This is a genomic window from Streptococcus oralis, from assembly GCF_021497945.1.
GTDB lineage: Bacteria > Bacillota > Bacilli > Lactobacillales > Streptococcaceae > Streptococcus > Streptococcus oralis_BR.
Window position 1 is genome coordinate 1,773,213 of the sequence record NZ_CP046524.1, and the last position, 23,621, is coordinate 1,796,833.

Sequence of the window (23,621 nt, forward strand, 5' to 3'; positions counted from 1 at the left end):
AAGCAAGTGTAAACCTCGTGTCAACTTGCCCAAGTCCAATCAAAGTTCCTACCTTAGAAAAACTAAAAAGCCTTGTTCTAAAAGAACAAAGGCTTTTTGTGTTCTTAATATTTCCCCAACTCTCGTAGGCTCGTATGATTTTCCTGAATGCGTCGGAACATTTTTTCCATGTCTGACTTGGTAAAATGCACCAAAACAGGACGTCCATGTGGACAGTTATAGGGATTGTCACATTGGGAGAGCTGATAAAGGAGCTGTCGAGCTGAATGGTCATCGATACGATGGTTGGCCTTGATCGACCGCTTACAAGACATCATGATGGCCAGCTCTGCTCGGTATTTCTTAATCGAAACTTCCTTGGTCAAGAGCAGCATGTCGCACATCTCATAGATGCCTGACTCAATCTCTTCTTCTGCCATCCAAATAGGATGTTCACGCAGGATAAATTGATTTTCTCCATACTCTGCTAGAAAGACGCCCACTTCCTCTAAGAGAGGCATTCTTTCCCTGAGACGAAGGGCATCATCCGCTGGGAATTCAAAGATGTAGGGCACTAGGAGTTGCTGCTGGCTCTGGTCAACATTACCAATACTCTCACGGTATTCCTCATACTTGACTCGTTCCTGAGCAGCGTGCTGATCTATGATGTAAAGTCCATCTCGCCCTTGGGCAAAGAGATAAGTCCCATGCATCTGTCCGAAAAACTCCAACTCTGGGAAGCTGGATGCTTCTTCTCGCTCCAGCTTGTCATAAGCCTTATCGATGCTAGCAAGATCTAACTCTGGATGATCTAGTTGGTCATAGCTAGCCGGCTTTCTCTCTGCAAAATGGAGCTTTCCTGGCTTGGTCAACTGGTCCAAGGTTTCCTTGGCAAATAAGGTCAAATCTTTTCCTTCCTCAGTTAATTCAACCTGATGATCAGCAACCTCAGCTTGACTAGGTCTTGAGAGTTCTGTTTTTTCATAGTAGAGCGTATTTTCTTTGAGCGGGAGAGTAGTTTGCTCCACCTTTTGACGATTGCGCACGGTCGACTTGGCAAGATTCTCCAAGGCATCTGGTATCAAGGCTTGCTCCTTGAGACTGTTAGAAATAGCTTCTGAAACCAGCGCCATCAGCTCTTTTTCCTTGGAAATCCGCACTTCTTGTTTGGTTGGATGGACATTGACATCAGCCAGATAAGGATCGATATGGATGTGAATGACAGCCAGTGGAAAGCGACCTACCATAAGCTTGCTTCCATAACCGTCAAGAATAGCGCGATTGAGCAAGAAGTTCTTGATATAACGGCCATTGATGAAGAGGCTGATATAGTTACGATTTGCTCGGGTTAACTCAGGCAGAGACACAAAACCTGTAATTTCGAAATCTAAGTCAGAGTTCTCAATTTCAATCATCTTCTTGGCACTCGCCAAACCGTAAATCCCTGCGATGGCTTGGCGTAGTTGACCAGTCCCTGCTGTCCGCGTCATTTCCTTGCCATCACTAATCAAACTGAAGGAAATCTCAGGATGGGCCAAGCCCAGACGGTTGACAATATCAATGATATGAGACAGCTCCGCTTGCTGGCTCTTCATATACTTGAGGCGGGCAGGTGTGTTGAAAAAGAGGTCCTCCACACAAACTTTGGTCCCCACAGGACTAGTCGCTGGGATGACTTCCTCAACTTCTCCCCCACGCGCAACGAGCTTGGTCCCATGACTCGCACCATCTACTGCCGTCAACAGAGTCAGCACACTAACAGAAGCGATAGAGGGCAGAGCTTCACCTCGAAAGCCGAGCGTCCGAATCCGAAAGAGGTCTGCTTGATTTTTTATCTTACTGGTCGCATGGCGACGCAAGGCCAATTCCACCTCATCGTGGGCAATTCCATGACCATTATCAGTGATTTGGATTTTCTTGAGTCCAGCTTCCTCGATCTCAATGATAATCTGGCTAGAACCGGCGTCAATGGCATTTTCTACCAACTCTTTGACCACACTAGCAGGACGTTCGATAACCTCCCCTGCCGCAATCTGGTTTGCCAGCACCTCTGGTAATTCAATAATATGAGACATCTTTCAGCCCCTTTCTGTATCTATTTTCCTAGAAATTGATTAGTGCTATTATACCATATTTCAGATGCTATCAGAAAAAGCAAATACCACATAGACTCTAAATATCTCCACATAGACAAAGTCCCTTGCCATGGGTCGTAAAATAGTGTTTAATAAAGGTGTACAGGAAGTGATCACAATTTTGTATGAAATGTAAGGAGGGAAATTTATGAAAGTAGAACTACAGATTAATGAGACTTACAAGGAGGAAAAGCTGATTGTCCAAGCACCTAAATCAACCGAAAAAGTCCAGAAAGTCGTCGAGTTCGCAGAAAATCTTGACCAAAAGGAAAAAATCAAAGGAAAGATTGAAGATCAGGTCTATCTAGTTAAGATTAGTAAGATTCAGCGCTTTTATATAGAGAATCGGAAGGTTCTAGCAGAAACGGCAAGTCAGACCTACAGCATTGATTTGCGACTCTATCAGGTTCTTGAAATTCTGCCGACCACTTTTATCCAAATTTCCCAATCTGAAATCGTCAATATCGATTCCATCTCTCATCTCAAGCTCACGCCCAACGGTCTGGTTGAAATTTTCTTAAAAAACGAAAGCTTCACCTACTCTTCACGCCGTTACCTAAAAACCATCAAGGAGAAATTAGAACTATGAAAAAACAAATCTTTCACGACGCAGCTGCTGGTGTCCTCATCGGCCTCATCCTCTCTATCATCTTTTCACTCATTTATGCACCAAGTACCTACGCCCCACTGAGTTCCGATTCTCTAATCGGCCAAGTGATGCTTCAACATCAAGTTCACGGTGCCCTTGTCTTACTCTACTGCACGATCATCTGGTCATCCATCGGTATTCTCTTTAGCTTTGGCAGTCGCTTATTCAGCCGTGACTGGAGCTTGCTCCGTGCCACACTTTCCCATTTCTTCCTCATGCTGGCTGGCTTTGTTCCACTGGCAACTCTGGCTGGTTGGTTCCCCTTCCACTGGACCTTCTATCTCCAGCTCATTCCAGAGTTTGCGATTGTCTACCTCATCATCTGGGCTATTCTCTATAAAAGAGAAGCTAAAAAAGTAGACCACATCAATCAACTTTTGGCCCATAAAAAGTAATAGAGAAAAACCCACTCACAAATGCATGAGTGGGATTTTTTTATAATTTTTGTTTGAACTCAACTAAGACATTCATAGCTTGCATAGGCGTCATATTGTACACATCCAGCTGAGCTAATTCTGCTAGGATAGGATGTTCTGCTGGCGTATCAAAGAGTGAAATCTGTTCCGTAACGGCACTTGTTTGCCTCATTGGAGCTGGACTTTCTGTTCCTTGATTCTCTAGCTGGGTCAAAATCTTATCCGCCCTTGCTAAAAGTTCTGCTGGTAAACCAGCAATCTTAGCAACATGGATACCGTAGGATTTGTCAGCTGGTCCTGGTTCGATCTTGTGAAGGAAGGTAACCTGCCCATCCTGCTCCAAGGTTGCCACATGAACATTGACCAAGTGTTCCAAGCTAGACTCCAGACTGGTCAACTCATGGTAGTGGGTCGCAAAGAGGGTTTTGGCTCCGATATGTTCATGAATGTATTCGATGATGGACTGGGCAAGAGCCATCCCATCATAAGTCGCAGTTCCTCGACCTAACTCATCAAAGAGAATCAAGGAATTCTTGGTCGCATGCGAAATGGCATTGTTGGCCTCCATCATCTCCACCATGAAGGTTGATTGACCTGAAACCAAGTCATCTGCCGCTCCGATACGGGTAAAGATGGCATCAAAAATCGGTAAGTAGGCGCTCTCAGCAGGAACATAGGAACCCATCTGGGCCATAACCGCCATCATGGCTAGTTGGCGCATATAGGTGGACTTCCCGCTCATGTTGGGTCCCGTAATCAGTTGAATGCTGGTATCTTCTGACATCTGAATCGTATTTGGAATATAGGTCTGCGCTCCCATGACCTTTTCGACGACAGCATGGCGACCTTTCTGGATAGCGATTTGTGAGTCGTCACCGAACTCAGGTCGAATCAAATGCTGGGTTTCAGCTACAACCGCCAGACTTTGCAAAACATCAATCGTCGCAATTCCTTGGGCTAGAGCCTGCAAACGCTGGATATACTTACTGACTTCCTCTCGGATACGCATAAAAATTTCGTACTCTAGGTTGGCTGACTTCTCACGCGCCTCCAACATATCCCCCTCGATACGGGCCAATTCCTCAGTCCCAAAGCGTTCCGAGTTTTTCAGCGTTGCCTTGCGGAAAAAGTGGGCTGGCACATTCCCCAGTTGCGAATTGGTCACATGGAAATAGTAGCCATCTTTTTTATTGTAGTCAATCTTGAGCGTGCTGATACCAGAGTTTTCTCTCTCCTTAGCCTCAATCTCTGCAATCCAACTGGTCCCTTCTCTGAGCACTCGACGGTATTTATCCAAAGTCTCATCAAATCCCGTTCGGATAATGCCACCTTCCGTAATCACATGAGGAGCCTCAGGAGCAATCGCTGCGCTAATCAAGCTCTCCAACTCAGGGATTCCATCCAACTGTTCGATGAGATAGGCTAGAGCAGGTTGCTCCATCCCTTCTAATATTGCTCGAATACGTGGCACACTAGACAATGTAGTAGCTAACTGCAAGAGATCCTTGGGATTGGTCTTGCCAAAAGAAACCCGACTAGCCAAGCGTTCGATATCATAAACACCTTTGAGACTGTCCGTTAAATCACTACGCTCAAAGAAGTGGTCAAGAAAGACCTGCACCACCTCTTGACGCTGGACGATTCGCTCCTTATCAATCAAGGGACGATGAATCCAAGAACGTAAGAGCCGCATACCCATAGCCGTTTTGGTTTCATCCAAAAGCCAGAAAAGACTGCCTTGCTTCTTGCCTGAACGGGCATTCTCAACCAAATCCAAACTAGCCTTAGTAGCATAATCCATCTGCAAGAAATCTTTGATTTCATAGCGGATAACAGGTTTGAGGTGGTTCAATTCCCGCATCTGGGTCCGGTGAACATACTGGAGGAGCTTACTAGCTGCCGCTTGCTCCACAGCTGCCAGTCGTGAATCCAGTAAATGAAGGTCCTCAAAGGCTTCTTTTTCATAAGAAAGTACCAGATTCATCTGACGGCTGAGGATTTGTTCTTCTTCCTCAGACAAGTCATAACCCAGCACCACTTCTCGAGCCTTGAGGTTACGGATTTCCCCACAAACGAGAGTAAAATCCAATAAACCTGTCACATAAAAATCACCTGTCACTAGATCCATATAAGCCAAGCCAAATTGATTGCCATCACGATCTAAGGCAACCAAGAAATTGTTCTGACTATCGGGCTTACTACTATCAACCACTGTACCGGGGGTGATGACCTGAACCACCTCTCGCTTGACAACCCCAACCGCTTGTTTGGGATCCTCCATCTGCTCGGCTATGGCTACCTTATAGCCCTGCTCAATCAGAACATCGATATACTGCTGGGCAGAATGATAGGGAACGCCTGCCATGGGTATCGGATTTTCTGCATTTTTATTACGACTGGTCAGTGAAATCTCTAAAATCTGCGCCGCATTGACCGCATCTTCATAAAACAGCTCATAAAAATCACCCATCCGAAAGAGCAAAAAAGCATCTGGATATTGCTTTTTAATATCCACATACTGCTGCATACCAGGTGATAGTTTTTCTGTCGTCATATTGGCTCTCTCCTTGTCAAAAATAAGGCTTGGGAACAAGTCCCAAAACCCTATTTATCCTTCATCAAATCTAGCAAACGCTCTTCCATGAGCTTGGCAACATGCTGGTCTCGACAAATAACCAGTAAGGTATTGGCACCAGCAACCGTCCCTAAAATCGCCTCGTCCTTATTTTCATCAACAATATTTGCTAACACGGCCGCTTCTCCCAGCTTGGTATGAAGTACCAAAGTAAACTCTGCTCTCGCAACCCCTTCTAGATGATGCGACAAAAACTCTACCAAATCAATCTTTTCTGTTTCATTCGCTAGCACATAATACACCATACCATTTTTCTTAACCTTGATCAAGCCGATCTCGCGCAGGTCGCGAGACAAGGTCGTTTGCGTCACAAAGACATTCCGAACTTCTAGGCGATCTTGGATATCCTTTTGTGTAGCTAGTTTTTCCTCAGTGATCATCTTTTTAATCAACTGGTGCCGTTCTTTTTTTCTCATATCAACCTCTTACATGAATATTTATAACCGATTTCGGGTTTATTTTTAGATATAATTATACCAAAAAAACTGAATAATTCAAAAAAATCTTTCTTCTTTCACTAAATTTATGATAAAATAGAATAAAAGTCCAAAAGGAGCCTACTTATGAGTACAAAAAAACTGATTGCTAGTGAATTGGCTAGCGTCATTGATAGCCTAGATCAAGAGGCTATTTTAAATTTACTAGAACAACCAAAAAACTCTGACATGGGAGATATCGCTTTTCCTGCTTTCTCACTTGCAAAAGTCGAACGCAAAGCCCCTCAAATAATTGCTGCTGAAATCGCTGAAAAAATCAACAGCCAAGCCTTTGAAAAAGTTGTTGCAACTGGTCCTTACGTCAACTTCTTCCTTGATAAATCTGCCATTTCTGGAGCAGTTATCAAAGAGATCATCGAAAAAGGATCTGACTACGCTCAACAAACGGAAGGCCAAGAGCAAAATATCACGATTGACCTATCAAGTCCAAACATCGCAAAACCTTTCTCAGTAGGTCACTTACGTTCAACTGTTATCGGAGATGCTCTTTCTAATATCTTTAAGAAAATGGGCTACAACACTATTAAAATCAACCACCTTGGAGACTGGGGTAAACAGTTTGGTCTTCTCATGGTTGCTTATAAAAAATGGGGAAGTAAGGAAGCCGTAGAAGCTAATCCAATTGACGAATTGTTAAAATTGTACGTTCGCATCAATGCTGAAATCGAAGATGACCCAGCTCTTGATGATGAAGGACGTCTCTGGTTTAAAAAATTGGAAGATGGCGATCCAGAAGCAACTCAACTTTGGCAGTGGTTCCGTGATGAAAGTTTGGTTGAGTTCAACCGCATTTACAAACTGTTGAATGTTGAATTTGATAGCTTAAACGGGGAGGCCTTCTATAATGACAAGATGGACGAAGCCGTGCAAATCCTTGAAGAAAAAGGTTTGCTAGAGGAGTCACGCGGAGCTAGCATTGTCAACCTCGATGATGTTGAACTTCCACCTGCTATGATTAAGAAATCTGACGGTGCAACCCTCTACATCACACGTGACATTGCGACAGCTATCTACCGTGCACGTACTTACAATTTTGTTAAAAATGTCTACGCAGTTGGTCAAGAACAGTCTAACCACTTTAAACAGTTAAAAGCCGTCTTGAAAAAAATGGGATTTGACTGGAGCGATGATATGATTCACGTAGACTTCGGTCTGGTAACCAAAAATCGTCAAAAGCTCTCTACTCGTAAGGGAAATATCATCCTGCTCGAACCTACCCTTCAGGAAGCTATCAGTCGTGCTAAAGCACAAATTGAAGCGAAAAATCCTGATCTCGAAAACAAGGAACAGGTTGCTCAAGCTGTCGGAGTGGGAGCTGTTAAATTCTACGACCTCAAGACTGACCGCCGAAATGGTTACGACTTTGACCTCGAAGCTATGGTTTCCTTTGAAGGAGAGACTGGTCCATACATCCAATACGCTTACGCTCGTATTCAGTCTCTACTTAGAAAAGCAGGCTTCCAACCAAATGCTCAAGCAAGTTACAGTCTAAATGATGCTGAAAGCTGGGAAATTATCAAACTTCTCCAAGACTTTGCCCGTGTCATCAAACGCGCATCTGTTAACTATGATCCATCGCTCATTGCCAAGTATGCAATCAGCTTGGCTCAAGCCTTCAATAAATACTATGCCCACACTCGTATCTTGGATGAAAGTCCAGAGCGCGACAGTCGCCTAGCCCTCAGCTACGCAACAGCTGTTGTTCTCAAAGAAGCCCTTCGTTTGCTTGGAGTAGAAGCACCAGAGAAGATGTGATTCAGTACTAACAATTGGAACTAAAGTTCCTAATTGTTAGACGCTAGCCGCTTTTATGCGGACTAGCTAACTGCTTCACTAGTCATGACCCCTAAATATAATCGATTTAGAGGTCATGACGTCGTAACTATGGTGATTTGGCTTGGCGCTTCACTAGTTCTGGGACATAAATATTATCGATTTATGTCCCAGAACGTCGTAACCCGTACGAATTGCCTAAACGCTTTACCAGTCTTTCGATAGAAATGTTTTCGATGTCTACTGAAAGACGTCGTAATCTTCAAGTTACTTACTTGCAAAGCGATCTAAATAACTAACGCCAAATCCTATACGGACTTTTGCTTGGCGCTTTACTAGTCTTCATTAGAATTGGACAGACTTTTCAGTTAAAGGTCAAGACCGTCTTGTTTTATCTGTCGGATACCTGTTCTGCTAGTCTAATCACTTAGTTGAAAAGCGAAAATTTCTTTCGCTTTTCTTATGTCATCAACTTTTTTATCAAATCGGGAGAGATTTTATGAGCCAGTATGCTTATATCTTAGTTCTTATCAGCCTTGTCGTTCTTTTTCTCATCAATAAATACGAAAAAGAAAAACTTCGACAACTCCTTCAGGAACAGCTTCTGAGGGACGAAGCTTTCAAAACAGACATACGCGAACGGATCCAAACAACGGAAAATATCAATGATGTGATTGACTACATCAATAAAGGTTACCGTTTAGGACTCCTGCTTTCTAAGGAAATCACTGAGCAACTGAAATAAGGGAATCCGAGAAGCTTTTTTCTCGGATTTTTTACTCCCATCAATACCATTTCCTTGTGATAATCATATCTTTCATATGATTTTTCTGTAATTTTCTATATTTTTTCAAAATAGTCTTGCATTTCTTTTAAGTTTTTTGTAGAATAGTAGCTATCTATTCAGATTATTCTGAAAATTCAAAATTAGGAGTGTTTATTATGTCACAAGTTACGTTATCAAACCAGTCAACCTGGGCAAGCAAACTAAAGGCAATGGGACCAGGAATCCTAATGGCTTCTGCTGCTGTTGGAGGTTCTCATATCGTATCCTCTACTCAAGCTGGTGGTTCTTATGGGTGGTCACTACTCCTCTTGGTTATCTTGGCCAATGTTTTTAAATATCCATTTTTCCGTTTTGGTGCCGAATATACTGCCGACACTGGTAAAACCTTGGTCGAAGGCTATGCCGAAAAAGGGAAACTCTATCTCTGGATTTTCTTTGTCCTCAATGTCTTCTCTGCTATGGTCAATACAGCTGGAGTCGCTATCCTTTGCTCAGCCATCATCGCTAGCGCCTTTCCAATGATTGGTCTTAGCATCACTCAATGGTCCCTTATCCTTGTTGCAGTCATTTGGGCCATGCTACTCTTTGGTGGCTACAAACTATTGGATGGTATGGCAAAATGGATTATGTCTGCTTTGACCATTGCAACAGTTCTTGCAGTTATCATTGCAGCAATTAAGCATCCAGAATACAGCTCTGATTTTGTCGAAAAGACACCTTGGCAAATGGCGGCCCTCCCTTTTATCGTTTCCCTCTTAGGCTGGATGCCTGCCCCTATTGAAATCTCAGCTATCAACTCACTTTGGTCAGCCGAAAAGAAAAAAACCGTTAACTTTAATACAGAAGATGCTCTTTTCGACTTTAACGTTGGTTACATTGGAACTGCTATCCTAGCTGTATTCTTTGTGGCACTAGGAGCACTCATTCAATATCCTACAGGACAGGCAGTTGAAGCCGCTTCAGCCAAATACATTTCTCAATTTGTGGGCATGTATGCCTCTGTCCTTGGCGAATGGTCTCGATATTTGATTACCTTCATCGCTTTCCTCTGTATCTTTGGGACAGTAATTACTGTCATCGATGGCTATTCACGTGTCAATCAGGCCTCCCTTCAACTCTTAGCAAATCAAAAAGAGGATAATCGTAAATCTTTGAACATCTGGATGACCATCACAGCTATCATTGGTATCGTCATCATCAAGTTCTTTGCCGGTCAAGTTTCAACCATGCTCCGCTTCGCCATGATTGGATCTTTTCTTACAACACCATTCTTTGCCCTTTTGAACTATGTGTTGGTCACAGGTGAAAATAAAAATCTTCCTTCTTGGCTAAAACTCCTCGCTATCGCAGGATTGATTTTCCTCTTTGGCTTCGCTATCTTCTTTATCTATGCACTTGCTATCGGAAAAGCAGGATAGTTTATAAATGGCATCCTTATGGGGTGCTTTTTGCATACACAAAAAGCAGTTGAGAAAATCCAACTGCCTACTTGAACTATTCTAACTTTCTGAATCCAATCCATATAAGTCCGCGATAATCGCTGCGACCTTTTTAATATCTCCCAGCATACCACGCATTTCAAAATCAGCCAAAACTGGGAAACCAAAGCGCTGACTATACTGCTTGGCTGTCAGACAGTATTGATTGTTAAAATTACGATTACCAGAACCAACTACCCCAAAACACTTACTAGCATTGTCTCCATAGGCGATAAAGTCGCCCAGTGGAGTTGTTAAAATCTCGACATCGCCGTTATCGACACCATTCCCACCTTCTAGATAGGTCGGCAAGAAAGCGATATAGGGATGTTCCATTTCAAAGAATTCTTGACCTTCCTTGACTAGGTCCTTGATATGGATTTTTTGGACCTCAATCCCTTCGTACTGGGACAAGAGATAGTCCTTGAGTCGGGTTACAAAACTCTCCGTATTCCCGCTCAAACTGATATAAACTAAGGATATTTTTTTCATATTGACCTCGATTTTTATTTTTGGATATTAAAAGAACTACCAAGATTGTAACTTGATAGTTCTCTTTTGTCAATACTTAGGCAACTTCCTCTGCTTCGGCTTCTTCAGCCAAATCTTTTTGCTGGCGCCACATCTTGTAAAAGACTAAAGCTAAAAAGAGGACATTGATAATCATGAACAAAATAACGGTTCCTTTTGCTAATGCACCTATTCCTAAGCCTAGAGTATCATCTTTGATTAATTGAACTGCATCTTGAATGTTCATAAAAGAATAGACCAAACCAACAATCGCTAGCAAAAGATAGCCAAGATAAGCATAGTTTGCAAATTGGACGTTTTTACGAACTAAGAACACAAAGGCTATCACAACTAAAATAGCAGATAAAACAATCAAAACTACATTAAAAATTGAGTGCGATGCCGCTGTTACTTGGTAGGTATAGTTAACCGTGTCTTCTATTTGCTGAGCAGTAAGGGACCCACTATTAGATAGACTCGCACGAAGAACTTCTTTGCTAGGGACTGGGCCCAAGATGCCAAATAATGACGAAGCAGAAATAAGTGCTGATAGGACTAACAAAATCCAGAGATAAATTGGTTTCTTTTTCATATTATCCTCCTAAAAATCCTTTTGGACATTATAGCATTTTTCGTACAGAAATACAATTCTTACAGGCCTGTCTCGACTTGTTTACGGTATGCTTTTGGTGATTTTCCGCACAATTTACGGAAAACCTTGTAGAAATATCCAACATTGCTGTAACCAACAGCATAGCAAACATCTTCAATACTATCATTGGTTGAAAGCAAGAGCTGTTGCGCTGCCTTAATCCGCTGTTTGTTGAGCAATTCTGCGAAGGTTGAGTTGGTTTCTCTTTTGATTAGCTGACCGAGATAGACAGGATTGATAAAGAGATCCTTGCTAATATCCTTAAGCGAGAGCTCTTTCTGATAATCACGCCCAATCACCTCCAGAACACTGACCACGTTTTCATTCATGCGGTACTGGCCAAAGAACTTAGTCAAGGTTTCTTTGATGTAGGCAACCAATTCTTTAAAGGAGTTAATAGCATGGATGGCTTTGACAATCTCGGTCATATCATCCGCTTTTAAGTGCTCAAACAAGTGGAAGACATCCATAACAAACTGGGTGAAGAGCTGTTTGGTAATGGCCACGCGCGGTGTGTTCTCTAAGACAACCTTCTCCAGTAGGGTCAATTCTTCAATGATTTGATTGATATTTCCTTGGATAATCACGCGATAAATCGGTTCGTAATAAGCAAATAAACTCTCGGATTTTTCTAGATTAACAGAACCGTAAAAGAGGGCTTTTTCTGCGTTGATCTTCCATTTTTCAAAGGCTTGTTGGTAGGGTGCTTCAAAAGGCGTTACTACGATTCCATCTAGTGGTTGATCAGAGATAAAAATCTGCCAGTCTTGACCTAAAACATAGTAAGGAATAGTGAAAGATCCTTGTTTTTCCTTTGAAAGACCTATCCACCAGCTGTCTTTACCTGCTAAATAGTTGGTAAATCCTGCCTCATCCAATTCTTGGCTGAGAGTTTGGCTTTGCTCCACCTTTTCCTGAAGCTGTCTCGCAATTTTTTCTAATAGATGACTCAACTCCACCTTATCTACTGGCTTGACCAGATAATCCACGACACTAAGGTTCATAGCTTTTTTGACGTAGTCAAACTCCTGATAACCTGACAGCAAGATATAATAGGTATCTGGAAGTAGCTCTTTCATTTCCCTAATCATCTCAAGTCCGGTCTTATCTGGCATGTTGACATCGGAAATAATCACATCTACTGGATTTTCCTTGACATAGTCTAAAGCATCATCAGCATGATTGGCTGTTGCGACGACTTGCATATCCCATTTTTCAAAGGGGATTAATCGCTTGAGCCCCTCTGTCACCATATACTCGTCGTCTACTAATAAAACTTTATACATTTCCCTTCCTTTCTATTCATTTTGAATAGTAATACGGTAACGAACACCTTCTTGCTCAGCTGACTCTACACTGATTTGGTAGCGATCCCCAAAATAGAGGACAAAGCGTTCGTGTACATTGACTATTCCAATTGATTGTCGCTCTCCACTATAGCTTGTCTCGTGCTCAAAACTTCGCTGAGCTAATTTCTCTTGCAAGCTAGCTAATTTTTCAGCAGTCATCCCGCGACCATTGTCTACCACTAAGATTTCAACAAAACCTTCACCCTTCAAAACCTTGATACTGATCACATTGTCTGTTCGGCGGTGGTCAATACCGTGGGCAAAGTAGTTTTCTACCAATGGTTGGAGCGTAAACTTGGGAATCCTCATATTTTCTAATTCGGGTGCGATCTTAAAACCATAGGCAACTGACTTTGGATAACGCACCATACAGAGATAGCTGTATTTGCGACAAAATTCTAATTCTTGCTTCAGCGTCGTTTCCCGCTCGTCGGAGATATTATTGCGTAGTAAACTGCTAAATTCATAGATAATATCCGCCAGTTCATCTTGGCTTTCCATGACGGCATACATGCGCAGAAACTCTAAGGTATTGTACATAAAGTGAGGATTGATTTGAGCTTGTAAGGCCCGCATATTGGCATCTTTTTGACTGAGCTCTAGCTGATAGATATCGTGGATATTTTTTTCCAGGCGATCCAACATATCATTGGTTGTTTCTGCAATGAGAAGCAATTCTTGGTCTTTTTCAGAGGTGTCAATTCGAAGGCCTTCTTCTCCTTGGGCAATAACCTGGATAGACTCCACCAAGTCCACAACCTGCCTTTGGTAATTGGAGAAGGTCTGCCTCAAGGTCACATATAAAATAATAATAAAGAGACCACTCAAACCAACAATGATAGCAGAACTCGTCAAAGCTCCTGTAAGAACAAAATTCTTTGGAACTGCTGATTGGACTTGATAGCCGTGTGATGTCAAACCGACAATCCAATTTTCCCGTTCAGCTACTACATTTTCCCCTATATGAAACAATTCAGTATCAAAAGGGGAGGTGATCGTCACGGCCACAGGAATCAGACCGCGAGTATTATCAATTGCTTGGTAAAGTACATCCTGCGATAAAGAAATGTAGATAACACCTAGAGACTGATCGGAGTTAGGATCAAGTACTGGTATGGCAAAACTATTGGCTGCTGGTTTGAAATCCTCAGCAAGAATTTTCTCCCCGCTACGTTTCTCCCTAGTAGAAACGTAGACTTCCTTGTAGTCTTGCAAAACAATTGCAACACCTGTCACAAAGTCATTTCTTACATACAAATCATCAATATTTTCATACAAGGATACTGAGACATAGGGAGACGCTTTACGTTGCAACAGCCAGTAAAAATAATCCGATGTACTCAGACTAAAATACTTGTAAATCCCTTCAATCCGTGCTCGATTTTCAACCAGTTCCTGCGCTAGCTGAGTCGACTCTCTATGGTAATATTCAACCTCACTCACTGTCCGAGTCGTCACACGTTGAGCTACTCGTTGGGCTTCTTTTTCACGGGAACTCCAGTCAGCATAGGAGAGCATGACCGCAAAGCTTGCAATGATGGCAATCATCACCAAGGTATAGATGCGCAAGAGCGAGTGGAGCCAGAACGGCTTCATTTTATTTTGTCGCCAATTTTTCATGGATACTTTCATAAATAGGTTCCAACATATCACTGATAAAGAAATGCCACATTCCAATTCCTACAAAAAAGAGCAAGGCAGGCATATAATAACCAACTCCTACAAGGAGAGCGGACCCGAGTAAAACCTTGGCAATCGCAGGTAGGCTCATAAAAATCCCGATAAGGGACAGTTTCAAGGTATTTTGGTAGGATAAATCAAAGTACACCTGAAGTTTCAAGGAAACAGTGTAGGCTAGAAAGACAAGAGCAACTACAAGGACGTTGAGGAAGGTCGCCAAAAGGTGGAAAATCGTCTGGTGGGGCAATTGAACTAGAAGATACAAACCATAAACTAGGACAAGATCAACAAACACAAAACTATAGAAAGCCAGATTGCTCTTGACAAAATTACTCTTATACAATTCCCAAGCTTCCTTCAAATGGTATGCTCGATAGGTATACCCATGCTCCGCATACAAACTCATAAGAGTTGCACTAGCTGGTGCCAAACCAAAGACTACTCCTCCTGCAAGTGTTAATAGCCAGAAATAAGCCGTCGCAATCATTCCCAAAAAGATACGATTAAAGACGAATTCTAGAAATTTTCCCATGCTACTCTCCTTAAACTAACGATGTAACTATTATATCATATTTCAAACGTTTTCAAAAATATAGAACTCCCATTTACAATCCTCAAAAAGCGTGATACAATTGGTTTTGTTAATTCGCATCAAGGAGATTCTCATGAAGAAAAATATCTTAACCACCCTCTTGGCCGCCGTCCTTTATTTCCTCTGTCTAGGGATTGGAGTCTTCCTAGGACACCTGGTCGATCAAACAGGCAATATGTTCTACGCGCCGGCCTTTTCTGCCCTTGTCGGTGGCAGTGTCTACATGCTTCTTTTGACGAAGGTCCCTCGTTTTGGCGCTATCACCACTCTAGGACTTTTTATGGCACTTTTCTTCCTAGCTAGCAAGCATGGCGCTGGTGCCTTTCTCCCAGGACTCGCCTGTGGTCTTGCAGCAGATGCCATCGCTCGTCTCGGAAACTACAGAGATCGAATCAAAAACACCCTCTCCTTCCTCGTCTTTGCTTTTAGCACAAGTGGCCCTATCTTCCTCATGTGGATCCGTCCCAAAGCTTACGTGGCCACCTTACTTGCACGTGGGAAATCCCAAGAATACATTGACCGTATCATGGTCGCTCCAGAGTTGGACAAAATCCTTCTCTTTGTTTCGAGCATCCTCGTAGGTGCCTTGATTGGGGCTTTGGTTGGGGCTTTGGTTGGGCAATTTCTAAGTCAAAAAATAGCTGATAAACTATAAGATAAAAGCCCTGAAGACTAGCTATGCCTAGTTCCAGGGCCTTTTTGTATACAATCTTAGAATTCACTATAGATAAATTCTTGAATATTCGAAAAATCGGTCACAAAACAGTAAATCACGATGCTCAAGATAACCGTATAGAAAAAAAGTGTCCACAAGATTAATCGATGAGTGTTAGTTAGCTTGGTTTGCAAATTTGTAAAGTTCTTTTTCAACTTCCATCCATCCTTTCACTCCAACGTGCATCACGTCAAATAAAAAGTAATCATCATACTCTCTGTTTCCATAGTTTAATACGGTTGCACCATGGCTTTTTGCGACATCTTCTATTTTTTTATAAGTTTTTTCTCGCATCTCTCTTGAGACACCAGTGTAGTCGTTCCATTTCCCGTTTACTGGGAAAATAATAACCTCAACTTCAATGCCCAATTCTTTAGCAACCGTCAAGAAAAGTTCCATATCTGAATATTCAGGTGACTCTAGGTAGCTCAAATCTTTATTGGAATCTTTTAGCGATGCATAGCGATCTTTTAAGTAAGTATTGTAGTAGTTATTATCAACAGCATAGTCATTATTGTCTGTTTTCCTTTTGACCTCTTCCACAAACTGAGCCGTCATCTTTTCCCAATCATAGTCTGGGGTTTTGTCTCCTAGTGAAGGATAATCTGATTTCTCATGATTTTCATAAAATTTTCGTTTGAGCTTAAAGGAATACATCGCGTTATCTAACTCTAATAGTTTTTTATCAACAATGGTTCCTTTTCCATCTATGAAATAACTTTTATATTTTTTGTAGATGTCGTTTTGTTGCTTGTTTCCTTTGGTAATCTCGATAATGCGATTGATTAGTTTTTCTTTCGTTTCTTTACTAATCTTGTCATTATCTAGCATGTGAAAAATATGTTCCTGAGAAGCCTTGTTCAAAAAGGCATCTTGATGGGTCCCATCTTTTTCAAACCACTGAACCGACTCTACTATAGCTACTTTTCGCTTACTCATTGATCCTTCAATAGAGCCCAAGGTCGTAGCCTGAATGATGTTTTGAGAATAACTAGTCCCAATCTGCATGATATTAAAATCGTTGTAGTTAAAAATTTTATTTGGATGATAGTCTTCATTTATCGTCGCAACCAACTCTGAGGAACCCATTAGAACCAGTGTATTGGGGGTGATATTGCTTGTTAGAATATCTCTACTTTTATACTTTTCATACGAGGTGTTATAACGAATACTGTTATCCTTGACTTTATAATAATCATCAATCTTCTTGACATACGTCACATTTAAAAGGGCAAGCGTCGCAATTACGAGCACAAGCGATAGTAAAAATGCTTTTAATTTAATCATCTCGTTTTATCCTATCCCTTCGATCTGTCCGATTTCTTCTCAATCTCTTATCTCTTTAAAGTCGTCAGTAAGATTTTATAGGGTTCACCCGAAAAGATAAAGAAACCAATCATAACCAAATTCATGGTCACAAACCAACTTAGTAGCTTATACCAGTTTTTGTTTTTATTTTTTTTATAAAAATTGCTTTTCTTTTGATACACTTCAAATCCAGCCATCAAGACACCATGATAAAAACCATAGACAATGTAACTAACACTAAGACCATGCCAAAAACCCATGACTAACATATTAATTATATAGGCATAGGTTGCATTGTGTAGTCTATTTTTAAACCATTTTTTCCTGATAACCTGCATCAATACTCTTGAAAATACAAAATCTCTCAACCAGGTCGACAAGGTGATATGCCATCTGGTCCAGAAATCTTTGATATCGACACTCAAGAAAGGTTTGTTAAAGTTCATCGGTGTCTGAATACCTAGAATGTTACTACTTCCAACGGCCATTAGACTGTAGCCTGCAAAGTCAAAGAACAGATACAAGGTATAGAGGTACATATACTTGATTGAATAAACGACTGTGCCAGTATTATTTAGAGCGAGTAACATCTGGTAAACATAGGTTGATAAAACAATCTTGTAAAGGAGGCCTAGAACGATACGATACACACCGTCCCCTGCTAACTCTAGATACTCTTTTCGGGGCATGACCTCGTTTATCTCTTTTAAAAATCTCCTACTCCGATCAATCGGACCAGCACTAACTGTTGGGAAAAAGAGCAAAAACTGTAGATAATCTTTTACAGTGATTTTTTCTTTGATTAAGCCATCCGATATCTCTAACATGATCTGAATGGTCTTAAAGGACATGTAAGAAATTCCAATAAAGGCCAACAAATGCAGAGAAGTCAGGGCAAAGACTTTATTGATCACCAAAGGAAGAATGGAAAGGAAAACCAGTGGTTTCAGCCACTTTGCCTCTATCCGCTGCGCTAGAAAAACCAGAAAATACTGGTAAACGATAAAGGCGAGTAAATAGACAATCATCGCTCGGCTCTTACCATAGATAGCTCCTGCAAATAAGAGGGAGAGCGCCAAAATATAGTAGTCTTTACGTTTTTCAAAAAAGTTTACCACAAAACCAATCAGTAAAACTACAAACAAGAGAAGGAAAAACTCATTCCCCTCGAAATAATTCATACCAGACAAACTCCTTTACATTATCATCTCTTCTACAGCAAACTTTTTGATTTGCTAATTGAGGACCTTTATTTATTATAGCATATTTCTAAAAAGAAGCTTTATCCTTCTTGCATTTCGGTGAGAAAACAAAAAGGAGTCCCTTTGAACTCCTTCCATTATTTATGACTTAGTTTCTTGGTCAAGAAATCTCCCAAGAACTGGATCGTAAAGATAATCAAGATGATAATGATGGTTGCCAAGATGGTCACATCGTGATTGTAACGGTTAAATCCATAAGCAATGGCCACGTTACCGATACCACCAGCACCAACTGCTCCCGCCATGGCTGTTTCCCCAACAAGGGAAATCAAAGTCACAGTCGTCACACGAATCAAATCTGGCAAACCTTCTGATAGGTAAACACCCACGATATCCCAGAAGGTCGCTCCGCTCGCTTGAGCCGCCTCAATGACACCGCCATCCAGCTCAGCCAAGACAACCTGCACCTGACGGGCAAAGAAGGCAAAGACTGCAAAAGAAAGGGGGACAAGGGCTGCATTTGGCCCGATACTTGTTTTAACAATCAAGTGAGAGAGTGGCGACATGATTGCCAAGAGGATGATAAATGGTACCGCGCGGAAAATAGAGGTAATCTTGTCTAAAATCCAGAAGATAACCTTATTTTCCAAGACACCGCCTGGCGCTGTCAAGACGAGGAAAAGACCTGCTACCAACCCCAAGAACCCTCCGATGATGAAAGAAAGAACTGTCATATAAAGAGTTAGGTAGATGGCTGTTCCCCAGCCTGCCTGACCAGCCCAGCCCATCTTATAGACATTTGGTAGATAAGTTTGAATCAAGTCTGTCATTTTACTGTCCTCCCTTCAATACTTTTAGCTGGACGCCAGCCTGACGGATGGCATCTTGAGCACCTACTAGCGCTGCTTTTTCCCCTGACAAGACCACAACCAATTCTCCAACAGGAGTGCCATCGAGAATTTCGATATTTCCATAAAGGATATTAGCCGTTACTTGGTAATGCTTGTACAATTCATTTAAAAGTGGTTCGTCTGTCGAAGCCCCCGCATACTTGAGCTGCACTAAAATACTGTTCTCAGATAAATGTTCTACGATTTCTTGCTTCTCAATCTTGACCATGGCTTCATCAATACCTGTAGCTGTTGAGATAAAGTCTTGGGTCAAAGGTTGTTTAGGATTTGAGAAGATTTCAAGGACACTACCTTCTTCAATCAAACGACCATCCTGCATGACTGCTACACGATTAGCAATGTCTTTGACAATCTGCATTTCGTGTGTAATCAGGACAACGGTCAAGCCTAATTTTTGGTTCAAATCTTGCAACAAGGCCAAAATCTGCTTGGTTGTCTTAGGGTCGAGGGCAGAGGTTGACTCGTCTGAAATCAAAATTTTCGGATCATTGGCCAAGGCACGCGCAATGGCCACACGCTGTTTTTGTCCTCCAGATAGTTGTGAAGGGTAGTTTTCAGCACGATCTGCAAGGCCAACCAAGTCTAACAACTTAGCTACTTTTGCTTTCTTTTCTTCCTTGCTGAGTCCAGAATGTTTGAGGGCAAAAGCCACATTTTCCTCTGCTGTTTTTTGACTCATGAGGTTGAAATGCTGGAAAATCATCCCGATATCTTGACGTTTGCGACGCAACTGCTCTGCCGTCAAGGTCACCTTACCATCAAAAATCACATCGTCGTCAATAGTAATTTTGCCTGCAGATGGTTTTTGCAGGAGGTTAATCACCCGGACTAGAGTGGATTTTCCTGCTCCAGAATATCCAACGATTCCGTAGATATCCCCTTCTTGGATGTGAATGGTCACATCCTTGACTGCTGTGATGGTTCTCTTCTTTTGGTGAAAAGTCACATCGATCTGATCTAACTTGATAATATCTCTACTCATAGCTTCTAATCAGCTCCTCTACTAATTCAATATGGGTGTAGTAATCGGCGATTCGCACGTTTTCATCTCCACCGTGGTCTCGGCTATTGGCATTCCCTAAACCGAAGGCTACCATAGGTACCTCTAGGGCGTCAAAGACCGTATGCATAGGTCCTGTCCCCGCTGTAGTCGGCAAGACCGATACGCCCTGTGAATAGAATTTCTTGGCCAACTCGATGACATTGAGAATGGCTGGCTCACTCATATCGCTTCGATAACTCATCTCTCCCAAGGTATAATATAATTCTACCTTATCAAAACCATTTTTGTCTAGCTGTTTCCGAATTTTTTCCAGAACATCATGTGGTTCTAAGCCAGGAACCAGACGAACTTCTAGCTTGGCATTAGCTTCTGCTGGCAAAATAGTCTTAACACCCTGACCTTGATAACCTGACTGGATTCCCTCTATATTGAGTGCAGGCTCAAAAAAGAATCGTTTGAGAAAGGCAGCGCGCTCCTCTTGTAAGAGAGGCAATTCCAAGCCGTAAATGCGACTGATTTCCCCAGGGTTGCCCTGTGCATAGGTATCCACCAAGGCTAGTTCTCGTTCATTTGGCTCTTGAACATCCTCGTACAAGTCTTCTACTAAGATACGGCCATCTGCAGCGCGTAGGCTACTTAAGGCCTGGATAAGATACCATGGTGCTGACTCCACGACACCTCCATAACTCGAGTGAATGTCCACATCCGCACTTTTCACCTTGGCATCAAAGGTCACGATTCCCTTGTTTCCACCAGAAATTTCTAACTGCTCCAAGGCATTTTTGGTTCCTTGCTCCCAGACTAGCAAATCTGCTCCACGGAGCTTGTCTGCGTGTTTCTCTAAATACTTATCTAGGTCTGTCGAAGCCGATTCCTCCGCCCCCTCCATGATAAAACTGATATTGACTGGCAGGTCATCATGGTGCTGCATATACTTTCTCAGAGCACTCAAACGAGCCGTGATGTGGCCTTTGTCGTCATCAACCCCACGCCCATACATAAAGCCATTTCGAACAGAAAGTGTAAAGGGATCCTCTGTCCAGATCTGATCTCCGTCCGCTGGTACGGTGTCATAGTGGTTATAGAAGATCAAGGTCTTAGCATCTGGACGCGAACTCTTGAAATGCGCCATGACAAAAGGCGCCGTGTAGCTCTCATCAATCTCGACTTCAGCTCCCACACGCTTGAAAATCTCACCCAGATAATTTGCGACTTCCTTGAGTCCAACCTGCTGGGCAAAGACCGATTTCTTAGAAATCAAGGTACGCAAAACTTCAAAGTAATGCTGGGCTACATGATCCTTTTCAAATTTTTCAATCTGTTCTTGTTCGCTAGGAAAAACCATTTTTCTCTCCCTTTCTACTGAGGACTTGTATCTATGGACGGACGACTAGATTATCTTCTTCAAAACCAACAGTCTAGACAAAAGCAAGAGGTGGAAACTCTCCCACCTCCCTATGTCTTATTACCAAACTGGTTGGTCCAAACCGTCTGATGTTTCTTCGATAACTTTTTTCACTTCATCAGTGTGGTAAGCTGCGATAATTTTCTTGATGGCATCAGCCTTAGGTGATGATTCCCAATCTTTTTTCGCAACAATGATGTTGTACCATTGTTTTGAGTTTTCATCAGCTTGCTCTTTGAAGAGTGCTTTCTTGTAGTCCAATTTTGCTTCTGTAACGAAGGTATTGTTTACAACGGCAGCGTCAACTGATGACAATGAACGAGCTGTTTGAGTAGCATCCAATTCAGTAATCTTCAAGTTCTTTGGATTTTCTTTGATGTTTGCGATTGTAGCAAGTTCAGTTCCTGAAACATCCAACTTGATCAAACCAGCTGATTGAAGAAGGTAAAGAGCACGGCTTTCGTTAGTAGCATCGTTTGGTACTGCGATTTCACCGTTATCTGGGATTTCTTCCACTTTAGTGTACTTGTTTTCTTCTCCATTTTTACCTGAGTAAAGGCGGATTGGTGAGATATAAGTCTCTGCAATCGCTACAAGATCTTTTCCGTTTTCTTTGTTCCAGTTGTTCAAGAAGTTATAGTGTTGGAAAGCGTTCAAGTCTACTTCACCATCAGCAGTTGCCTTGTTTGGTTGTGAGTAATCTGTAAACTCTGTGAATTCCAATTTAATGCCGTCTTTTTCAACTAATTCTTGGACTTTGTCCCAACGTGCTTCCTCTGAGCCACTACGGTTAACAGTCGCAATTTTAACTGTAGTTGTATTGTCTGCTTTCTTGTCTGAATTTCCGCAAGCTGCAAGTGTAAGGCCTGCTACTGTAGCAATAGCTGCTACGCCTAACCATTTTTTAATTTTCATGATTCTTTCTCCTTTAAAAATAATACCGTAATAGTATCTCATACTTTATTTGATTTCGCAAATTGTTATTAGATAGGCAGACATATAGTTTGAAACTATAAGTCTAGAAGTTGCAAAATCATCCACCTACGAGAGAATGGATGATTTACAAACTTATTTAATATCAGCTTCTGCTGGTAGGTAAGAACCGCCAAAGAACTGTTGAGATAATTTTTCAAGAGTTCCGTCTTTGTATAGTTCTTGGATGCGTTTATCCACAAATTCCTTCAACTCATCTTGGCCTTTTGCAAGAAGTGGGTATACGTAAGGTTGTTGGTCGCTTGGAAGTTCGATGACTTTCAAATTATCCAAACCTTGGTTTTTGATAACTGTCTCTACACCGATTTTGTCAAAAATCTTGTAGTCAAATTGTCCATCACTTAGACGAGACATAATTTGTTGGAAGTCAGCCTTTGTATAGTTAAGGATAGTTGGATTATCTGCGTGTTGTTTGTTGTATTCTTCCAATTGTTTAGCTGAGGTTGTTCCTTGAACGACTTCAGTTGATTTTCCACCGATATCATCAAGAGACTTGATGCTGTTGTCGTCCTTTTTCACAACAAGAACGTTAGGATTTTTAGCAATTGGTGCTGCGTAGAGGTATTTTTCTGCACGTTCTTTTGTATAGCTGATATTGTTAACCGCCATTTGGTAACGATCTGCGTCAAGGCCTGCAAAGATACCTGACCATTCTGTCTTTTCAAACTTAACATCATACTTGTCAGAGTCTTTAAAGATAGCACGGACTACTTCAATCTCATAACCAGTCAACTCGCCATTTTCTTCGTAGTTAAATGGTTTTGGTGAAGCATTGGTTGCAACGATAATTTCTTTCTTACCAGATGTTGCTTCACTAGTTGTAGCATCTTTCTTCTCACCACCTGAGCAAGCTGCTAGTAGACCTGCGGCAACAAGCCCTAGAGCAGCAAGAGATGAATATTTGACGATTTTTTTCATGTCATTTCCTCCAAAATAGAATACCTTACTATCT

The 23,621-nt window shown here is 41.8% G+C and carries 21 protein-coding genes; 6 read left to right on the forward strand and 15 right to left on the reverse strand.

The genetic code is table 11. From position 1 onward, the window contains the following. Positions 1-104 precede the first annotated feature (104 nt). Positions 105-2,054, reverse strand: a complete 1,950-nt coding sequence (mutL, locus tag GOM47_RS08865; RefSeq protein WP_235080569.1) for a DNA mismatch repair endonuclease MutL — start codon at positions 2,052-2,054, stop codon at positions 105-107. A gap of 208 nt (positions 2,055-2,262) precedes the next feature. Between mutL and GOM47_RS08870 the strand changes: the two genes are divergently transcribed. Beyond that, on the forward strand, positions 2,263-2,703 hold the full coding sequence (locus GOM47_RS08870; protein ID WP_235080570.1) for a LytTR family DNA-binding domain-containing protein: 441 nt from the start codon (positions 2,263-2,265) through the stop codon (positions 2,701-2,703). Next, the gene (locus tag GOM47_RS08875) at positions 2,700-3,158 is read left to right on the forward strand and encodes a DUF3021 domain-containing protein (protein ID WP_235080571.1); all 459 of its coding nucleotides are present in this window, start codon (positions 2,700-2,702) and stop codon (positions 3,156-3,158) included. Before GOM47_RS08870 ends, GOM47_RS08875 begins: the two co-directional genes overlap by 4 nt. A 40-nt stretch (positions 3,159-3,198) precedes the next feature. Here the strand turns inward: GOM47_RS08875 and mutS are convergent, their stop codons facing one another. Both mutS and argR read right to left on the reverse strand, forming a co-directional pair. Then, positions 3,199-5,733, reverse strand: a complete 2,535-nt coding sequence (gene mutS / locus GOM47_RS08880) for a DNA mismatch repair protein MutS (protein WP_235080572.1) — start codon at positions 5,731-5,733, stop codon at positions 3,199-3,201. 50 nt (positions 5,734-5,783) lie between these two features. Further along, complete coding sequence (gene argR, locus GOM47_RS08885; protein WP_001227366.1) at positions 5,784-6,230, reverse strand: arginine repressor; 447 nt, start codon at positions 6,228-6,230, stop codon at positions 5,784-5,786. A 147-nt stretch (positions 6,231-6,377) separates the two neighbouring features. Here argR and argS point away from each other — a divergent pair, with 147 nt between their 5' ends. The 3 genes from argS (at position 6,378) to GOM47_RS08900 (ending at position 10,289) form a co-directional block, all read left to right on the forward strand. Then, positions 6,378-8,066 carry an arginine--tRNA ligase gene (argS, locus tag GOM47_RS08890; protein ID WP_235080573.1) on the forward strand — a complete coding sequence of 563 codons (1,689 nt, stop codon included), beginning with the start codon at positions 6,378-6,380 and terminating at the stop codon, positions 8,064-8,066. 517 nt (positions 8,067-8,583) lie between these two features. Next, positions 8,584-8,829, forward strand: coding sequence for a MarR family transcriptional regulator (locus GOM47_RS08895; protein ID WP_235080574.1), 246 nt, complete (start codon positions 8,584-8,586; stop codon positions 8,827-8,829). Between the two features lie 197 nt (positions 8,830-9,026). Further along, a complete protein-coding gene (locus GOM47_RS08900; RefSeq protein ID WP_235080575.1) occupies positions 9,027-10,289 on the forward strand; it encodes an NRAMP family divalent metal transporter in 1,263 nt (420 codons plus the stop codon). Positions 10,290-10,370: 81 nt separating this feature from the next. On the opposite strand, the gene nrdI is transcribed toward GOM47_RS08900, so the two are convergent. The 5 genes from nrdI to GOM47_RS08925 form a co-directional block, all read right to left on the reverse strand. Then, positions 10,371-10,841 carry a class Ib ribonucleoside-diphosphate reductase assembly flavoprotein NrdI gene (gene nrdI, locus GOM47_RS08905; protein WP_235080576.1) on the reverse strand — a complete coding sequence of 157 codons (471 nt, stop codon included), beginning with the start codon at positions 10,839-10,841 and terminating at the stop codon, positions 10,371-10,373. Positions 10,842-10,917: 76 nt separating this feature from the next. Continuing rightward, positions 10,918-11,451, reverse strand: a complete 534-nt coding sequence (locus tag GOM47_RS08910; protein ID WP_235080577.1) for an ABC transporter permease — start codon at positions 11,449-11,451, stop codon at positions 10,918-10,920. A gap of 59 nt (positions 11,452-11,510) precedes the next feature. Beyond that, positions 11,511-12,797 (reverse strand): response regulator transcription factor, encoded by a 1,287-nt coding sequence (locus GOM47_RS08915; protein ID WP_235080578.1) that lies wholly within the window; start codon positions 12,795-12,797, stop codon positions 11,511-11,513. Positions 12,798-12,809: 12 nt separating this feature from the next. Beyond that, entirely contained in the window at positions 12,810-14,480 is a 1,671-nt protein-coding gene (locus GOM47_RS08920) for a sensor histidine kinase (protein WP_235080579.1), read from the reverse strand. Beyond that, the gene (locus GOM47_RS08925) at positions 14,458-15,072 is read right to left on the reverse strand and encodes a YesL family protein (protein ID WP_000514460.1); all 615 of its coding nucleotides are present in this window, start codon (positions 15,070-15,072) and stop codon (positions 14,458-14,460) included. Before GOM47_RS08925 ends, GOM47_RS08920 begins: the two co-directional genes overlap by 23 nt. A gap of 133 nt (positions 15,073-15,205) precedes the next feature. On the opposite strand from GOM47_RS08925, the gene GOM47_RS08930 reads away from it, so the two are divergent. Then, a complete protein-coding gene (locus GOM47_RS08930) occupies positions 15,206-15,787 on the forward strand; it encodes an MptD family putative ECF transporter S component (protein ID WP_235080580.1) in 582 nt (193 codons plus the stop codon). Between the two features lie 174 nt (positions 15,788-15,961). Here the strand turns inward: GOM47_RS08930 and dltD are convergent, their stop codons facing one another. The 7 genes from dltD to GOM47_RS08965 all read right to left on the reverse strand — a co-directional run bounded on the left by dltD (position 15,962) and on the right by GOM47_RS08965 (position 23,587). Next, entirely contained in the window at positions 15,962-17,134 is a 1,173-nt protein-coding gene (dltD, locus tag GOM47_RS08935) for a D-alanyl-lipoteichoic acid biosynthesis protein DltD (protein WP_049519240.1), read from the reverse strand. Positions 17,135-17,181: 47 nt separating this feature from the next. Continuing rightward, complete coding sequence (gene dltB / locus GOM47_RS08940) at positions 17,182-18,336, reverse strand: D-alanyl-lipoteichoic acid biosynthesis protein DltB (protein ID WP_049477566.1); 1,155 nt, start codon at positions 18,334-18,336, stop codon at positions 17,182-17,184. Between the two features lie 158 nt (positions 18,337-18,494). Beyond that, positions 18,495-19,187 (reverse strand): methionine ABC transporter permease, encoded by a 693-nt coding sequence (locus tag GOM47_RS08945; RefSeq protein ID WP_235080581.1) that lies wholly within the window; start codon positions 19,185-19,187, stop codon positions 18,495-18,497. A gap of 1 nt (position 19,188) precedes the next feature. Then, positions 19,189-20,250: a methionine ABC transporter ATP-binding protein gene (locus GOM47_RS08950; RefSeq protein WP_235080582.1), complete on the reverse strand. Its 1,062-nt coding sequence runs from the start codon at positions 20,248-20,250 to the stop codon at positions 19,189-19,191. Further along, entirely contained in the window at positions 20,243-21,616 is a 1,374-nt protein-coding gene (locus GOM47_RS08955) for a M20 family metallopeptidase (protein WP_235080583.1), read from the reverse strand. Before GOM47_RS08955 ends, GOM47_RS08950 begins: the two co-directional genes overlap by 8 nt. Positions 21,617-21,736: 120 nt before the next feature. Then, entirely contained in the window at positions 21,737-22,591 is an 855-nt protein-coding gene (locus tag GOM47_RS08960; RefSeq protein WP_000694518.1) for a MetQ/NlpA family ABC transporter substrate-binding protein, read from the reverse strand. Positions 22,592-22,744: 153 nt separating this feature from the next. After that, complete coding sequence (locus GOM47_RS08965; RefSeq protein ID WP_235080584.1) at positions 22,745-23,587, reverse strand: amino acid ABC transporter substrate-binding protein; 843 nt, start codon at positions 23,585-23,587, stop codon at positions 22,745-22,747. Between the last annotated feature and the right edge of the window lie 34 nt (positions 23,588-23,621).

Excerpts from the sequence above, each read along its gene's own strand:
- mutL (WP_235080569.1), bottom strand. The coding sequence starts at position 2,054 with ATGTCTCATATTATTGAATTACCAGAGGTGCTGGCAAACCAGATTGCG.
- GOM47_RS08870 (WP_235080570.1), top strand. The coding sequence starts at position 2,263 with ATGAAAGTAGAACTACAGATTAATGAGACTTACAAGGAGGAAAAGCTG.
- GOM47_RS08875 (WP_235080571.1), top strand. The coding sequence starts at position 2,700 with ATGAAAAAACAAATCTTTCACGACGCAGCTGCTGGTGTCCTCATCGGC.
- mutS (WP_235080572.1), bottom strand. The coding sequence starts at position 5,733 with ATGACGACAGAAAAACTATCACCTGGTATGCAGCAGTATGTGGATATT.
- argR (WP_001227366.1), bottom strand. The coding sequence starts at position 6,230 with ATGAGAAAAAAAGAACGGCACCAGTTGATTAAAAAGATGATCACTGAG.
- argS (WP_235080573.1), top strand. The coding sequence starts at position 6,378 with ATGAGTACAAAAAAACTGATTGCTAGTGAATTGGCTAGCGTCATTGAT.
- GOM47_RS08895 (WP_235080574.1), top strand. The coding sequence starts at position 8,584 with ATGAGCCAGTATGCTTATATCTTAGTTCTTATCAGCCTTGTCGTTCTT.
- GOM47_RS08900 (WP_235080575.1), top strand. The coding sequence starts at position 9,027 with ATGTCACAAGTTACGTTATCAAACCAGTCAACCTGGGCAAGCAAACTA.
- nrdI (WP_235080576.1), bottom strand. The coding sequence starts at position 10,841 with ATGAAAAAAATATCCTTAGTTTATATCAGTTTGAGCGGGAATACGGAG.
- GOM47_RS08910 (WP_235080577.1), bottom strand. The coding sequence starts at position 11,451 with ATGAAAAAGAAACCAATTTATCTCTGGATTTTGTTAGTCCTATCAGCA.
- GOM47_RS08915 (WP_235080578.1), bottom strand. The coding sequence starts at position 12,797 with ATGTATAAAGTTTTATTAGTAGACGACGAGTATATGGTGACAGAGGGG.
- GOM47_RS08920 (WP_235080579.1), bottom strand. The coding sequence starts at position 14,480 with ATGAAAAATTGGCGACAAAATAAAATGAAGCCGTTCTGGCTCCACTCG.
- GOM47_RS08925 (WP_000514460.1), bottom strand. The coding sequence starts at position 15,072 with ATGGGAAAATTTCTAGAATTCGTCTTTAATCGTATCTTTTTGGGAATG.
- GOM47_RS08930 (WP_235080580.1), top strand. The coding sequence starts at position 15,206 with ATGAAGAAAAATATCTTAACCACCCTCTTGGCCGCCGTCCTTTATTTC.
- dltD (WP_049519240.1), bottom strand. The coding sequence starts at position 17,134 with ATGATTAAATTAAAAGCATTTTTACTATCGCTTGTGCTCGTAATTGCG.
- dltB (WP_049477566.1), bottom strand. The coding sequence starts at position 18,336 with ATGAATTATTTCGAGGGGAATGAGTTTTTCCTTCTCTTGTTTGTAGTT.
- GOM47_RS08945 (WP_235080581.1), bottom strand. The coding sequence starts at position 19,187 with ATGACAGACTTGATTCAAACTTATCTACCAAATGTCTATAAGATGGGC.
- GOM47_RS08950 (WP_235080582.1), bottom strand. The coding sequence starts at position 20,250 with ATGAGTAGAGATATTATCAAGTTAGATCAGATCGATGTGACTTTTCAC.
- GOM47_RS08955 (WP_235080583.1), bottom strand. The coding sequence starts at position 21,616 with ATGGTTTTTCCTAGCGAACAAGAACAGATTGAAAAATTTGAAAAGGAT.
- GOM47_RS08960 (WP_000694518.1), bottom strand. The coding sequence starts at position 22,591 with ATGAAAATTAAAAAATGGTTAGGCGTAGCAGCTATTGCTACAGTAGCA.
- GOM47_RS08965 (WP_235080584.1), bottom strand. The coding sequence starts at position 23,587 with ATGAAAAAAATCGTCAAATATTCATCTCTTGCTGCTCTAGGGCTTGTT.